Annotated in this window: 14 protein-coding genes; 4 read left to right on the top strand and 10 right to left on the bottom strand. The window is 42.5% G+C overall.

Translation table 11 applies throughout. The features are described from left to right. Positions 1-42: 42 nt before the first annotated feature. From QUF49_RS03045 to QUF49_RS03030, 4 genes are read right to left on the bottom strand one after another with little or no spacing between them, the layout of a single operon-like run. Entirely contained in the window at positions 43-336 is a 294-nt protein-coding gene (locus QUF49_RS03045) for a ferredoxin family protein (RefSeq protein WP_082820778.1), read from the bottom strand. Beyond that, positions 337-1,632: an FAD-dependent oxidoreductase gene (locus QUF49_RS03040; protein ID WP_289494273.1), complete on the bottom strand. Its 1,296-nt coding sequence runs from the start codon at positions 1,630-1,632 to the stop codon at positions 337-339. Further along, complete coding sequence (locus QUF49_RS03035; RefSeq protein WP_289494272.1) at positions 1,625-2,650, bottom strand: electron transfer flavoprotein subunit alpha/FixB family protein; 1,026 nt, start codon at positions 2,648-2,650, stop codon at positions 1,625-1,627. Before QUF49_RS03035 ends, QUF49_RS03040 begins: the two co-directional genes overlap by 8 nt. Then, complete coding sequence (locus tag QUF49_RS03030; RefSeq protein ID WP_289494271.1) at positions 2,640-3,479, bottom strand: electron transfer flavoprotein subunit beta/FixA family protein; 840 nt, start codon at positions 3,477-3,479, stop codon at positions 2,640-2,642. The genes QUF49_RS03035 and QUF49_RS03030 overlap by 11 nt, the downstream gene beginning before the upstream one ends. A 379-nt stretch (positions 3,480-3,858) precedes the next feature. Between QUF49_RS03030 and QUF49_RS03025 the strand changes: the two genes are divergently transcribed. Then, positions 3,859-5,832, top strand: a complete 1,974-nt coding sequence (locus QUF49_RS03025; RefSeq protein WP_289494270.1) for a M6 family metalloprotease domain-containing protein — start codon at positions 3,859-3,861, stop codon at positions 5,830-5,832. A gap of 41 nt (positions 5,833-5,873) precedes the next feature. Here the strand turns inward: QUF49_RS03025 and QUF49_RS03020 are convergent, their stop codons facing one another. After that, entirely contained in the window at positions 5,874-6,230 is a 357-nt protein-coding gene (locus tag QUF49_RS03020) for a hypothetical protein (protein ID WP_289494269.1), read from the bottom strand. Between the two features lie 208 nt (positions 6,231-6,438). Here QUF49_RS03020 and QUF49_RS03015 point away from each other — a divergent pair, with 208 nt between their 5' ends. Continuing rightward, positions 6,439-7,608, top strand: coding sequence for an MFS transporter (locus QUF49_RS03015; protein ID WP_289494268.1), 1,170 nt, complete (start codon positions 6,439-6,441; stop codon positions 7,606-7,608). Positions 7,609-7,698: 90 nt separating this feature from the next. Continuing rightward, entirely contained in the window at positions 7,699-8,412 is a 714-nt protein-coding gene (gene deoD, locus QUF49_RS03010; RefSeq protein ID WP_289494267.1) for a purine-nucleoside phosphorylase, read from the top strand. Positions 8,413-8,486: 74 nt separating this feature from the next. Here deoD and QUF49_RS03005 read toward each other — a convergent pair whose 3' ends face one another. The 3 genes from QUF49_RS03005 to QUF49_RS02995 form a co-directional block, all read right to left on the bottom strand. Next, a complete protein-coding gene (locus tag QUF49_RS03005; protein ID WP_289494266.1) occupies positions 8,487-9,308 on the bottom strand; it encodes a hypothetical protein in 822 nt (273 codons plus the stop codon). Further along, positions 9,298-9,861 (bottom strand): sigma-70 family RNA polymerase sigma factor, encoded by a 564-nt coding sequence (locus QUF49_RS03000; RefSeq protein ID WP_289494265.1) that lies wholly within the window; start codon positions 9,859-9,861, stop codon positions 9,298-9,300. Before QUF49_RS03000 ends, QUF49_RS03005 begins: the two co-directional genes overlap by 11 nt. 131 nt (positions 9,862-9,992) lie before the next feature. Continuing rightward, on the bottom strand, positions 9,993-10,751 hold the full coding sequence (locus QUF49_RS02995) for a TrmB family transcriptional regulator (RefSeq protein ID WP_289494264.1): 759 nt from the start codon (positions 10,749-10,751) through the stop codon (positions 9,993-9,995). A 622-nt stretch (positions 10,752-11,373) separates the two neighbouring features. Between QUF49_RS02995 and QUF49_RS02990 the strand changes: the two genes are divergently transcribed. Further along, positions 11,374-11,883, top strand: a complete 510-nt coding sequence (locus QUF49_RS02990; protein WP_289494263.1) for a hypothetical protein — start codon at positions 11,374-11,376, stop codon at positions 11,881-11,883. A 35-nt stretch (positions 11,884-11,918) separates the two neighbouring features. On the opposite strand, the gene QUF49_RS02985 is transcribed toward QUF49_RS02990, so the two are convergent. Both QUF49_RS02985 and QUF49_RS02980 read right to left on the bottom strand, forming a co-directional pair. Further along, complete coding sequence (locus QUF49_RS02985) at positions 11,919-13,079, bottom strand: O-antigen ligase family protein (protein WP_289494262.1); 1,161 nt, start codon at positions 13,077-13,079, stop codon at positions 11,919-11,921. A gap of 282 nt (positions 13,080-13,361) precedes the next feature. Continuing rightward, on the bottom strand, positions 13,362-13,595 hold the full coding sequence (locus QUF49_RS02980; RefSeq protein WP_289494261.1) for an Ig-like domain-containing protein: 234 nt from the start codon (positions 13,593-13,595) through the stop codon (positions 13,362-13,364). Positions 13,596-13,605: the final 10 nt, after the last annotated feature.

The raw sequence follows: 13,605 nt of genomic DNA, 5'->3' as shown, positions 1-13,605 counted from the left end.
ATTTAAACACTTGTTTAAAAATATCCCTTTATCCCAGCCCCTTTACCCCAACCGAAACACAATCCCATGCCCGCCTTTTGGGTATTCCCACTTAATGTTCTGGTGCGGACACCCGATTCGGCAGCTTCCGCACTCGTGGCAGCCTTCGTACCCGACATGCATCCGAATCTCTTCCCACTTATACACCTCTGCCGGACAAAAGATCGTACAGATTTTATCCGGACAGTGGTTCAAACATACATCCGCATCCATGACGGTAAGATGTGACTTCGTGTCTGCGTTAAAACGAACGAGATACTGCTTTTCTTCGATGGTCTGACACTTTCTTTCGCTCATTTACTTCATCACCTTCCACGCCCGGTATGCGTCACGAGCTAATTTTAGTTTCTCTCCTGCTGTCCCAACATCACGCCAAATCTTCTTTTGTTTCTCCCATTTAGATGTGCCATCAACTGTAAACATCTGACTCATTGCCTTATTCGCCATCGGGATGTACTTTTCAAAGTACTGCGGGAACTTATCGAAGTGGTGCGTAGAATCTTTGTACTTTTTCATGTCCTGACCGACGAAACTGCTCATCAACCGCTTTTTATAATGATTGAGCGTCGCTTCTGAATAGTCGTCATGTTCTTTTGCCAATAAAACCGCTTCTGCCGCAAACTGACCGGACTTCATCGCAAGGTTCGAGCCTTCGCGGTGTATGGCATTTACGAGCTGAGCCGCATCACCAACAACGAGCACCCCGTTCCCCGCCACTTTTGGCATTGATTTATAGCCGCCTTCAGGAATCATGTGCGCCAAATACTCGACCGGCTCACCACCCGCAATGTAAGGACGAATCATCGGATGGTTCTTCACGTACTCAAGCAACTCATACGGTTTAATTTTATGCTTAATCAGCCCAGATAGAAGTGAACCAACCCCAAGACTGAGCGTGTCTTTGTTTGTATAGAGGAATCCAGTGCCGAGAATTCCCTTTGTTGCGTCACCAAAAAGCTCAATTGTTGTGCCCTGATTTTCTTCTAAATTAAAGCGGTCTTCTATCGTTTTTTTATCGAGCTTGATGATTTCCATCGTTGCCAGTGCGACTTCATCTGGACGAAATTCTTTATGAAATCCGAGCGATTTAGCTAATAGTGAATTAACACCGTCCGCCAAAACCACAACATCTGCATAAAGATCGCCGTCTGGCCGATCCGTTCGAACACCCACTACTTTTCCGCCCTCAACGATACATTCTAAAACAACAGTTTCATTTACAAGCAACGCACCTTGTTCAACCGCTTTTCCAGCAAACCATTGATCAAACTTTGCGCGCAATACCGTAAAGTTGTTGTACGGCTCTTGGCCCCATTCCATTCCTTTGTAGCCGACCGTTACCGCTGACTCCTTATCCATCATCATGAATCGCTGTTCAACAATCGGTCGCTCAAGGGGTGCTTCCTTCCAAAACTCAGGGATAACATCCTCCATCATTTTGCGGTAGAGTACCCCGCCCATAACGTTTTTTGAACCTGGATACTCACCACGTTCAATTAAAAGAACATTCACTCCCGCTTTCGCAAGTTCATACGCACAGGATATCCCGGCAGGCCCTGCCCCGACAACGATTACATCAAATTTTTCAGACATGGTCTACCACCTCCTGGTTAAACGCTTGTTTAAATTGTTGGATTAAAAGGGGTACAATTTCAAACGCATCTCCTACAATTCCGTAGTGACTGGATTGGAAGATAGCGGCCTCAGGATCATTATTGATCGCGATAATCAGACTAGAATTCTGCATCCCAACAATGTGCTGAATTGCTCCAGAAATCCCTATTGCAAAATAAATTTTAGGCGTCACCGTCACACCGGTCTGACCCACTTGATGATGGTGCTCCACCCAACCCGCTTCAACCACATCACGGCTCGCACCAACCGCTCCACCCAGCGTTTCAGCGAGATCATGAACGAGCTGAAACCCATTGGCACTGCCGAGCCCTTTTCCGCCAGCGACAATAATATCCGCTTCATCGATCCTGACCTTTTTCGTTGTATGCTGCACGATTTCCAGCACTTTTGTTCTGATGTCATCTTCTTTTAAAGAAGTCTTCTCTTCTACTAATCTACCGGTTCGGCCAGGTTCTGGCGTGAGTGCCTTCATCACTTTTGGTCGGACTGTCGCCATCTGGGGACGATATTTTTTACATAGAATTGTTGCCATAATGTTACCGCCAAATGCTGGTCGGCTCGCTAGCAGCAATCCTGTGTCTTCTTCAATGTCTAAAATGGTAGAGTCCGCCGTGAGTCCTGTTGGCAGGTCTGTTGCAACCGCGCTCGCTAAATCCTTACCCGTTGATGTAGCACCGTACAGAATGACTTCCGGCTTGTATTTTTCGCAGCACTCCAGCAATGCCTTCATGTACGATTCGGTGCGGTAGTTTTTAAAAATGGCATGGTCATACACATAGACGGTGTCGGCTCCATACTCAAACACCGTGTCTGCCAGATGTGTTACGTTCTCTCCGATCAAAACACCTGCAAGCTCGGTGCCACGTTTATCGGCGAGTTCCCTTCCCGCTCCTAATAACTCGAGCGAAACGGGAACAACCTCACCGTCTTTCACCTCAATAAAAACCCAAATACCAGAGTAATCCTCAAAGCTCAACGCCAGACCCTCCCTTCACTGCAAAAAGTTCTTTTTTCTCTAATAAAATGTTAAGCAGCTGCCCAGTTTGCGCGGCTGCGTCCCCTTCTAACATCTCACCGCCACTTGGTTTTGTTGGTGCCCAAACTTTTGAAACGATGGTGGGTGAACCTTTCAATCCGAGCTGTGATCTCTCCACATCCTCTAGATCGGCGACCGCCCAAATAACTGGCTGGTAACGAGCCGCTTTCAGCATGTTTGTCATCGATGAATATGGCACTTCGTTGATCTCTTTTTCAACTGACATCAAACAAGGCATCGTCGACTGAATCACTTCATATCCATCCTCAAGCTTTCGGTGAACAACCGCATACCCTTCTTCCAAGTTGATCTCTTTTACTTTATTGACGGAAGTAAGCGGAGGCATGTCTAACCGCCGCGCGATTCCTGGCCCAACTTGTCCGGTGTCACCGTCAATCGTCATCTTCCCGCAGATGATAAGATCCACTGGTTTGATCTTAGAGATTTTTTCAATCGCTTTTGTGAGCGCATAACTTGTTGCGAGCGTATCGGCTCCAGCAAACGCACGGTCAGAGATCATGTAGCCTTCGTCTGCTCCGATCTCGATGCATTTTTTAATTGCTTTCACCGCTGGCGGCGGTCCCATCGTTAGAACCGAAACCGTCCCGCCGTATCTCTTCTTTAAACGCACCGCTTCTTCCACCGCATGCGCGTCATATGGATTTAAAATAGCAGGCGCACTCGCACGGTCCATCGTATTCGTCTTCGGGTTCATCTTGATGATCTTCGTATCAGGCACTTGCTTGATGCAAGCTACAATATGAAGCATTCGACCCCTCCTCTAATCACTGGCATTTCTCACATAAGAAGCCACTAGTATGATGATTACTACTACTATATGGGGGGCTTATCCGATACATGACGGTTTTTGATACGAATTTCCAATTACAATAAAATTCCCACCCACAAGCGGGTAAATTACGCGCGCAAAACATAGATTTACGCGCACTACATTCATCCACGGTCCTATATCTACCTTTCTAGCACTATTCTCACACGCTATTTTCCCTACTTTACAATCCTCTCACGTCCAACATGGGATATCCTTCCTGTTTTGTCGACAAACGAGTTCTACTGCATGCAATTACCAGTCATTTCATGTTATTTATAAAATTGTCAGACAATTTATATAGGGAGTTGTTGCGTTAATGTTGAGTAAAAAGTCCTTTGCCTCCTTTTCCCTTAGTTTGCTTCTATTGACCGTCTCGACCACCGCGTATGCGGACAAGCCTGGATTGCCAGCGTTCCCTGAACCGGTGGACAAAGAATCCTGGACGCTACCAAGAGACATGACGTGGAATGATTACCGACCAGTCCCAGGAATTGATTGGCGTAATTCAGATGTTCAGCCAGAACGCGTCATTAAAGGTGCACTTATTATCGTAGATTTCCCAGATCGTGAATTTATCCTCAGTCAGCCTGAAGGTTCAGAAATTGCCGGCAACCCCATCAACACGGGTAACATCCCTCGAGAACAGATGGGACAATTTTGGCTAGACTTCTTAAACAAACCTCAAGCCCTTAACAACTACAGAACAATCGATGAATATTGGCGGGAGAATTCCTATGGAAAGTGGGCAGTTGAGCTCGATGCTTTCGGAACATACCGCATGGATCACAACGAATTTCAATATGGACTGAACGAATTTAATCAGATGCAGAACATGCCAGCAGGTTTTACTGGTAAAACCCTCCGATCGGAAGCTATTCAAAAAGCGCAAGCTGATATCGATGCATCTGGCGAAGAATACGATTTCCGTTTTATCGTGCATGCCGGCTATGACGAATCAGGTGTGTGGCAGGAGTTAGGCGAGATGATGTTCCAAACACCTGAATCTGTAACAAAACCGTTTGGACCCCCATATGCGGGGATGCCGAATTCAGCCGTAACCCGTTACGTACCATGGACTTCCTGGTATGCGGCTAAAAGTATTTGGTCTAGCGCGAGCAACGGAACTTCCATTCAAGGTGAAAACGACGGTATGGGAACCTTCGCTCATGAGTTCGGGCACATTATGAAACTCGGTGACAACTACAACAATCCTTATGCGAACCCTGTTTCTCGTACCTATTCAGGTCCGTGGGAGTTAATGAGCCGAGGCAGCTTCAACGGCCCAGGCGGACCGCACACGAGATGGATGGTGCCATCTCCACTTGGCGCATCGGCTCCAGCACACCACATGCTGCGTAACAAAATCAAACAAGGTTTTCTGGATGAAGACCAGTATTTGAGTTTGAACCGTGACGAGCTTGCGGAAACCGGGCCTGTTTTTGCAGATATCCTAGCGCGTGAAGTACCAACAGGTGAACAATTTGGACGCACGGGACTCCACGGAATTCAAATCGCCATGGAAGATCTGACACCAGCAAACTCGTTAAAAGATGACTGGCGTGCCGACATGCAGCGCGGTGCAAAATGGTACAACAACTATACAGTTGAAGTTGTCGACCGTGTGGGCTACGATTCATTTGCCCCTGATGCTGGCGTATTGCTCGCAAAAACAAAAAACACCGAATCACCACCAAACATCTGGGTGATCGACTCTCATAAAGAAGACATCAATCAAGTGGATTTCAAGCGACCTGACGGAACAGAAGCTATGATGTCAAAAGGCGATTTCCAGCAGCTCGCCGACTCCCTTTTTAAAGCAGGAACAGCCGATGGTGTTGTGAGTGAGTATAAAGACGAGCACAACCGTCTTCACTTTTATGTGTTGAAGAAAAAAGTAGATGATCAAGGCGCTCTTAGTTACCGAGTGGCTGTGAGGCATATGGATGGAGCCGGTCCTTATACACGCGGCGTTCAGGCAGCGAGAGGTTCAGAGGAATTTGCTGTACCTGGCCGTGTAGCTGTTTACAACTTCAACGTAACCAATACAGGTGAAGCAACGGATCTTTTCAGGCTTAATGCAACAACAGAAGCTGGCTGGGAACTTCAGTTAGAAAACAATGTGATTGAAGTGGAATCTGGAGAAACCGTACAAGTCCCTGTTTATGTGAAGATCCCCGATGCGAAGAACGGCCCAAAGCCCACAGAGCTAACATTCACAACTACATCTGAAACAGATAACAGTAAAACCTCAACCGTGGTTCACAAAGTCGGTCCTGGTAAAGGTAAATAAAGTGGAAAGGAGGAGTGATCGAAATGATCTCTCCTCCTTTTTTAAAACGCATATCGAAACAACCCATAATACAGCGGGCCAATCATAATAATAGCCGTTAGACCAAAGACAACAGGTCGAGCCGCTCTTGGAATCTCGTTCGCATCTTCATTAAACCTTTTCAAGCCGTAAGCAAGATCCCACAGAAGTCCACCGAAGAAAACAAACTTCCATACCAAAGGTGTTAACAGCTCGTTGCTTGTTACATAACCAAATAACCCGATCCACGTAATTATTGAGATCACAAAGTCCAGTTTTGCAGAGTGCGTTTTGTAGCCACCTTTTATGAGGTAACCAATCGCAAAAGCACCGAGAATCCCTAAATAAATCGTCCATAGAATATCTGTCATAATCCCCATGTCCCCTTTTTCTGTCTATGAATTCATTATAAATCTTAGGAATACTTGGGGGAAGGTGGAAAATTGTATCTTTACATTCGCCGATTCACCGACAACGTTTCAGAACGAGTCAGAAATACACTTCTCCTCTTAAAGTTTTGATTGATATCACCTCCCAAATAAGTTACCATTACAGGGGTAACTTTTATTAAAAAGAAGGTAGATAGATGTGAATAAACGTGTTTACTTATTAACGATCGTTTCGTTTGTTGTGGGAATGGTCGAGTTGATTATAGGCGGGATTCTAGATCTTATCGCAGAGGATCTTGGGGTTGGCCTTGGAAAAGCTGGATTTCTTATCACGATTTTCTCACTCGTGTTTGCGATCGCAGCTCCAATCTTACTAACGATAACGGCACACATAGAGAGAAAAAGACTAACCCTCATCGCGTTAATCGTATTTTTACTAGGAAACGCACTCGTTATCGTAAGTCCTACGTACACGATGTTATTGTTTGCGCGGATCTTGTCCGCTGCAAGTGGCTCGTTACTCGTGGTACTTTGCGTAACAATGGCATCCAATATTGTTGAAGAAAAATACAGAGCTCGTGCGATCGGCGTCGTATTCATGGGGATCAGCGCTTCCCTCGTACTCGGAATCCCAGTGGGCTTGATGCTAGGAAACGCATTCGGCTGGCGCGCACCATTCATATTAATCACAGCACTTACCGTTTTATCCATACTCGGCGTGCATTTCTTTATGGGACAACTTGATCCAAAGCCTGCGATTCCAATTAAGCAGCAGCTGCAAACATTAAAAAACAGACGCATCTTATTTGCACAGATTACGTCGTTTCTTTTCTTAGCAGGCCACTTGACGTTATACGGATATCTCACACCATTTTTAAAAATGACGCTTGGACTTAACGGAACGTGGGTCAGCATCGTATACTTGATATTCGGTATTGCAGCCGTATTTGGCGGCGGGATTGGTGGCATGCTCGCTGACCGATTCGGCACCAAGCCTACCATTTTAGGCGTTACAATAATCTTTGGTATCTCAATCTTTTTGATTCCATATACAACGTTTGCTTTTCCGCTGTTTTTAGTAGTGATGATCATTTGGAGCATGCTCAGCTGGGCCATCACTCCTGCGATGCAGAGTTACTTGATCGAGTCGTCTCCTGAAACATCCGACATCCAGCAAAGCCTGAATAATTCCGCGCTTCACTTCGGAATTGCTTTCGGATCCATGATTGGCGGAATTGTGATTGAGAGCGCGTCTGTCGAGACTAACGCAACTGTCGGCGGATTGTTGGTTATACTGGCTTTAGGGACAGCTGTCATTTCGATGACCAAACGAAAGAGTTCCAAAGTCAGCGCACATACAATTAGCTAGGTTGCGAAAACTATGGCATGATAATAGTAGAGAAAATTATTTTTGTAGGAGGTGAAACCATTACAATTTATTCGTTGTAATGGTGAACAAATGAGTATCCATATTGGAGCAAAACAAGGTGAAATCGTAGAAAGCATTCTATTACCAGGAGATCCGCTTCGTGCAAAATATATCGCAGAAACATTTTTAGAAGATGTAACGTGCTATAACGAAGTCCGCGGTATGCTTGGATTCACAGGAACATACAAAGGAAAGCGCGTGTCTGTTCAAGGGACAGGCATGGGAATCCCATCAATCGGGATCTATGCAAATGAATTGATTCGTGAATACGGCGTGAAAAACTTGATCCGTGTAGGAACTTGTGGCGCCATTCAACAAGATGTAAAAGTACGTGACGTAATCCTAGCGATGACAGCATCTACGGATTCACGCATGAATCACTTAGCGTTCCCTGGTATCGACTTCGCACCTTGTGCAAACTTCGATCTTTTGAGAAAAGCGTATGAAGCTGGAACAGCAAAAGGTTTAAAAATCAAAGCGGGTAACGTGTTAACAGCTGACCTGTTCTACCGTGACAGCATGGATATCGTGAAAAAACTAGCTGAGAACGGCGTACTAGCCGTTGAGATGGAAACAACAGCTCTTTACTCCATCGCATCAAAATACGGCGTAAACGCACTATCGATCTTAACAGTTAGTGACCACATCTTCACTGGTGAAGAAACATCAGCTGAAGAGCGTCAAACGACGTTCAATGATATGATTGAGATGGCGTTGGAAGTTGTGAGTTCGGAGGAAAAATAAAACGAAAAGAGGATGGCTCAAAAGCAAACTTTGATGCCATCCTCTTTTTTAAAAATATCAAACTTTACCATAAGCTAATGTCTATATAACGCTTCAAGTTCATTTACATTTTGTCCATCCAATTGATGTGAAACACCATACGTCTCACCTTTCCCATCCTTATTTATCGCAACGTCAATATCGTGTAACAACTGTTTCATATACTCAAACGCTTTTAATGTTTCTTCATTTGCAGGTTTCCACTCATTCATATATTCAGTCTTTTCTTTTGCGTTCCCATTAGAATCAAGGTGTGCGGTACGAACAAATTGGTCGTGACCAATAAGTGCAGTAAGAGTCCCTAAGTTTTGGAAATCCTTTTCTAGGTCTTCGCCTTCTACACGAATATATTTGCCTAACATATTACGTAGCATTTCTGATTTTAAATAAATATCATAACCTTCATCAACACCAGCTCCTGGGTATTTATCTGGCACTGGTTGTTCTAATTTTTCTAACGTTTGCGGTACCCATTCTTTCACATTCGTTGCAAAATCGGGTTTTTCCAAATTTCCGACTGAAGAAAGATCTCTCCATTCTTTCCTCTTATTTTCATGAATATCGTTAACCTTATTGGTATTCTCTTTTTTATCGATATTTTCCGCACTTCTTGTATCACTATTATCAGAATAATCCAGTTGGTCAGACACAAACATAGAGAGACCAAACAATAAGGATGTCATAAGTACCGTACTAAGAGTAAATCGCCAAGTTCGAGATAGATTAATTTTTAACAAAGGTGGTTCCTCCCCTTTAATCTCGCGTAAAACATGTCTTTGACGTCTTTCATTAAAATCTAAATCTTTCAATAACGTACTATTCATTTTTTCTTTGAGGTCTCTTAGTTTATCTTCCATATTGCTCACCTCTCTCCAACTTCTTTTTCAACTGTTGTTTACCCCTTAACAGCCTTGATTTGACGGTATTTTGATTGATACCTAGAAGGTCAGAAATTTGCTCAATTTTCATTTCTTCATAATAGTAAAAGATAATAACTTCTCTTAACTTAATAGGTAGAGATACTACTTTACTCGAAATGTGTTTTGCTTCTTCATAGAGAAGGATTTCCTCTTCAGGTGATTTATCATGGTTTGGTTTAGATTGAAAACCCGCAAAATTGTAAAGTATAAGATTTTTAAAGCTCCAGCTCTTCATAACATCCTTACATTGATTAATCGTAATTTTATACAACCAAGTTTTATAAGAAGACTCTTGCCTAAATAGATGCAAATTTTTATAACACTTAACGAAAACTTCTTGTACAATATCTTCTGCTAGTTGTTCCTGTTTTACATACGTAAAGGCCACCCTCACTAAACTTTGCCCATACTCATTCATAAGCCATATCATCATTTCTTCCTTGCTATGTATGCAGGGTTTTGACCTAAATTCACTTTCAGCATTTTCCATTGTGTTCACCCCTATTCCTATAATAGACGATAGCAAGTTGTGAATAGGTCCATATTTTTAAAAACCACTTATAAGGACATCAAAAAAGACGCCTTATTAGACGTCTTTCTAAATTGGAATTTTTCTAATTGTTAGTACCTCAACTTCATCAATACACTCTTAATTTCTTCATCATTCATCATTAGATCCGAATGCTTTTCGGTGATTTTCGCTAACGCCACATCATGATAAAAGAACTCAATGAAAACTTTTATGAACGGTCGGGATTTAGTCTTCAATGCTTGCCAGCTTTGCCCTTCCATACCCGCAAAGATGACCTCGGTTTCATCAACGACCACTAAGCGGAACCTTTCCAACGAATGATGCTCTTGTGCCGGGATCAGCGTATGTACGTGGGAAAGTGTTGACTTCAGCTCACCTACCACAAGGACCTCCACATCTACTCCCTGCTTTTCTTTTTCTTGAAGCAAAGGCAAGATCTCCTGGATGTCGTCCTGCCAGCCAGAAACACGAATTGATTTCTCCGCCGTTTGTAAAAGCTGCTTCGTCTGTGCGCGAATGGACGAATCCACCTTCAGGCTCCAAACGTGTTCATCATAGAACTTTCTCTTACTCGTATTGTTTTTAAGCTGCTGCACGTTTTCCTGAAACTCAGTCGTCAGCTTTTCAATCACGATTGCTAATGGAAGCGCCGTATACAGCTTCTTTTTTTCCGAAACTGAATCCAGGACCATCCCTTTTTCAATCATGCGAGACAGCACTTCATAGATCTTAGACTTTGGGACACCTGAATATTTAACGATGTTCGTCGCATCCATCGGTTCCTCACTCGATGCGAGGACCTCGAACACCTGACTTTCATATTGTGAAAAACCGAATTTTTGTAACATGGTTCCTCCTATTGCTGTTTATCAAAAACTACCTAAAATCATAATACCATTTCCCAAACTTCGAAGGTTTAATTACCATAATTATGTTATTATTTAACATGAATACTACATTCATGTAAAGGCTGCTGAACCAATCAAATGAAACCCTTATTAAATGCTTTGATCATCTTAACAGGTATATATTGTATCGCACACGTTCTGTTCGATTTCACTTTCCATCCTATTCTGAGAGTAGTTACGCATGTGGTGGAAGCTCTCTTTTTTCTACTTCTTTACTTACGGATATTTGTTTATAAAAAAACGTGAATACATCACCATAAACTCTATTTTACTATATGCTCCTAACCTCATCTAACCTCGGTATCTTTTCATTAAACAGATACTTGCCGTCTTTGAAGATCGGTCCGATTTTCATATCATCATCGCTAAATCGGTTTTATCTCCAATAGTCGCCCATCACTTCAGCGTATTATCTGTTATACATTCGCGCAAGATTGAGGTGTTTACCTCAGCTGCAACAATTTTTCACGCACCACACCACTCCACCTACGTAAAACTCACTTCAATTACACAGTCATAGGACAATTTTCACCATGAATACAGTGATTGAGGGAGGTGGCTGATGAATTTAATGAAAAAATGTGTGTTAGCGAGTATTCTCACGTTCATTTTTATCCTTTCAGGGTGCGGTGACCCGATACAGGATGACCTGCTAAACTATGTGAACGAACAGATGCCTGCATTAGCTGATGACGAGACAGAAATTGTGGGAAAATATGCGGATGTGACCGGCATAAACTACACGGATGATTACACACTTTACGATGCGCTGAAATTAGAGATTATCCCCGAGTACAACGCGTTTATTAGTGATCTAGAAGCGGTGGACATCGAAACAGAGGAACTCCGAAAAATTCACGAAGACTATATTGAGGCGGCAAACATACAAGCGAGCGCGTTTTTGTTAATTACGACAGCAATCGAAAACCAAGACAGCGCCATGATCAACGAGGCGAACCAGAAACTGAACACCGCTCGTAAAATGATGAGGGATTATCGAACGGATGTAGAAAAATTGGCGAAGAAACATGATGTGAAGTTGAAAAAAGATAAGAACAGTGAGCCCCTTTAACATCAGGGGCTTGTTAACGTTTACGCTCCTATTTACTACTCGCTTTTTCCCAATCGTTCGTTCGCTGTTTTCTTACTCTTAAAAAAAGATAGATTCATTACTTTTGTCTTTATTTGAACAAGGTTAATGCTAGTTAACGAAACCTTCGCCGTATATTGATCCCAGCATGCTAAAAGTGTCACAATCATGATGGCAACCTGTGGAGAGTATAATACATAATCAAAAATACCTGTTAAAAAAATTACAGGTAAAGAGAGCAAAAAGTGATCGAGATAGATCTTGTTATTTTTCACCGACAAAGCCAAGTAAACGATCTTATATCCATTTATAAATAAAACCATAAGCAAAGCTATCCCGCCTAAAGCACCATACTCTGTAAAAAACCCTATAATCATGTTATGTGCATGGGGAACATGTTCACTGAAACGATAATAATATCCTTCGTAAAATCCAATAGGTGTTACTCCGAACAAAGAATGTCCTTGCCACAGGTTAATAGAATTTCTCCATATTTCTTTTCTTATCTCTGCAGATACAAGCAGTTCGTCACTTCTTGGCATCAAGTTTGTGATCAACGGAATATTTAGTAGCATCAAAGTAATAAGTGCAACAGAAATCCACTTGTTCCATTTGAGTAAAAAGAAAACAAATATAATAAGCATTGTAACGAATCCTGCTTTGGAACCCGTTAATAAAATGGCGTGACTGAACATGCAGACAGCACCCAATTGAATGGATAATTTAGTATACGTACCTTTCTCAAGACTCTTCAAGCAATCAGCAAAAAGAAAGGATAATCCCAAAAGCAGCAGCGCAACAGAAAAATTTGGATTATACGTTGAGCCGATCAGTCTCGTATATTGCTGCGGATCTATCCCCGCCGTTCCGATTAGCGCTGCACCTGTAAAATAACTTAATACTGGCATTTCCATCATCCACTGCTGAAAGGGGTATATTCCATAAAAGTATACGCCGCCAAAGATAACAACATATTTAAACGAGCGAAATACTTTCAAGCGATTGTTTGCAATTTTCATATACAAACCCATGTAAGCAAGAATCAATGCAGACACTAAAAAATATGAATAATTGTTCATTGCGATGGATGCACATATTGTGGAAACAAACATGCAGCCTAGCAAAAACAAACCTAGTGTTAACTTTACCTTCTCGCCTTTTTTCCATGCCTTGTGCAAGTGGAACCACCCAATAAACAATAACAGGAAAATACCGACGGGAGGCACGATTATACTAAGAAAAAGGCTTAATGTAAGATAATGTTTTTTTAGAGTAAAAGTTGTCATAAGTGACCTCTTCTTCATTTCTGATTCGCATAATAACTCATCATACTAGAAAGAACAGGTGATTAATCTACTTTTACAAAAAACAGATAAACACTTAACCTGCTTCATATTTACTTCATAATTTATTGCTCCATAATAAAGACCCAGAGAACGATAGCTCTCTGGGTCTACATATTATACTACCTTTACAGCACGGGCTGCACTTACATTCCCTGCTTTGTCTTTCACCGATACTTGTAAAGTCGTTCCTTTCTTTTGCACCTTGATGGTTGCTTTATAGTTGCCTTTTGAATCTGCCGTTCCAGTTCCGATCACTTTAGTTCCAGCCTTAATCGTAACAACCGCTGCAGCTTTTGTCTTACCCGTAACCATTTTGGTTGTAGTATTAACTGTATTTACGGTAAGCATAGCTAACTGA

Origin of the sequence: Fictibacillus sp. b24, from assembly GCF_030348825.1 — a bacterium.
Lineage (GTDB): Bacteria > Bacillota > Bacilli > Bacillales > Fictibacillaceae > Fictibacillus.
This window is presented reverse-complemented; position numbering and strand designations above follow the sequence as displayed.

Excerpts from the sequence above, each read along its gene's own strand:
- QUF49_RS03000 (WP_289494265.1), bottom strand. The coding sequence starts at position 9,861 with ATGGAAAATGCTGAAAGTGAATTTAGGTCAAAACCCTGCATACATAGC.
- deoD (WP_289494267.1), top strand. The coding sequence starts at position 7,699 with ATGAGTATCCATATTGGAGCAAAACAAGGTGAAATCGTAGAAAGCATT.
- QUF49_RS03005 (WP_289494266.1), bottom strand. The coding sequence starts at position 9,308 with ATGGAAGATAAACTAAGAGACCTCAAAGAAAAAATGAATAGTACGTTA.
- QUF49_RS03025 (WP_289494270.1), top strand. The coding sequence starts at position 3,859 with ATGTTGAGTAAAAAGTCCTTTGCCTCCTTTTCCCTTAGTTTGCTTCTA.
- QUF49_RS02995 (WP_289494264.1), bottom strand. The coding sequence starts at position 10,751 with ATGTTACAAAAATTCGGTTTTTCACAATATGAAAGTCAGGTGTTCGAG.
- QUF49_RS02990 (WP_289494263.1), top strand. The coding sequence starts at position 11,374 with ATGAATTTAATGAAAAAATGTGTGTTAGCGAGTATTCTCACGTTCATT.
- QUF49_RS03030 (WP_289494271.1), bottom strand. The coding sequence starts at position 3,479 with ATGCTTCATATTGTAGCTTGCATCAAGCAAGTGCCTGATACGAAGATC.
- QUF49_RS03045 (WP_082820778.1), bottom strand. The coding sequence starts at position 336 with ATGAGCGAAAGAAAGTGTCAGACCATCGAAGAAAAGCAGTATCTCGTT.
- QUF49_RS03020 (WP_289494269.1), bottom strand. The coding sequence starts at position 6,230 with ATGGGGATTATGACAGATATTCTATGGACGATTTATTTAGGGATTCTC.
- QUF49_RS03040 (WP_289494273.1), bottom strand. The coding sequence starts at position 1,632 with ATGTCTGAAAAATTTGATGTAATCGTTGTCGGGGCAGGGCCTGCCGGG.
- QUF49_RS02980 (WP_289494261.1), bottom strand. The coding sequence starts at position 13,595 with ATGCTTACCGTAAATACAGTTAATACTACAACCAAAATGGTTACGGGT.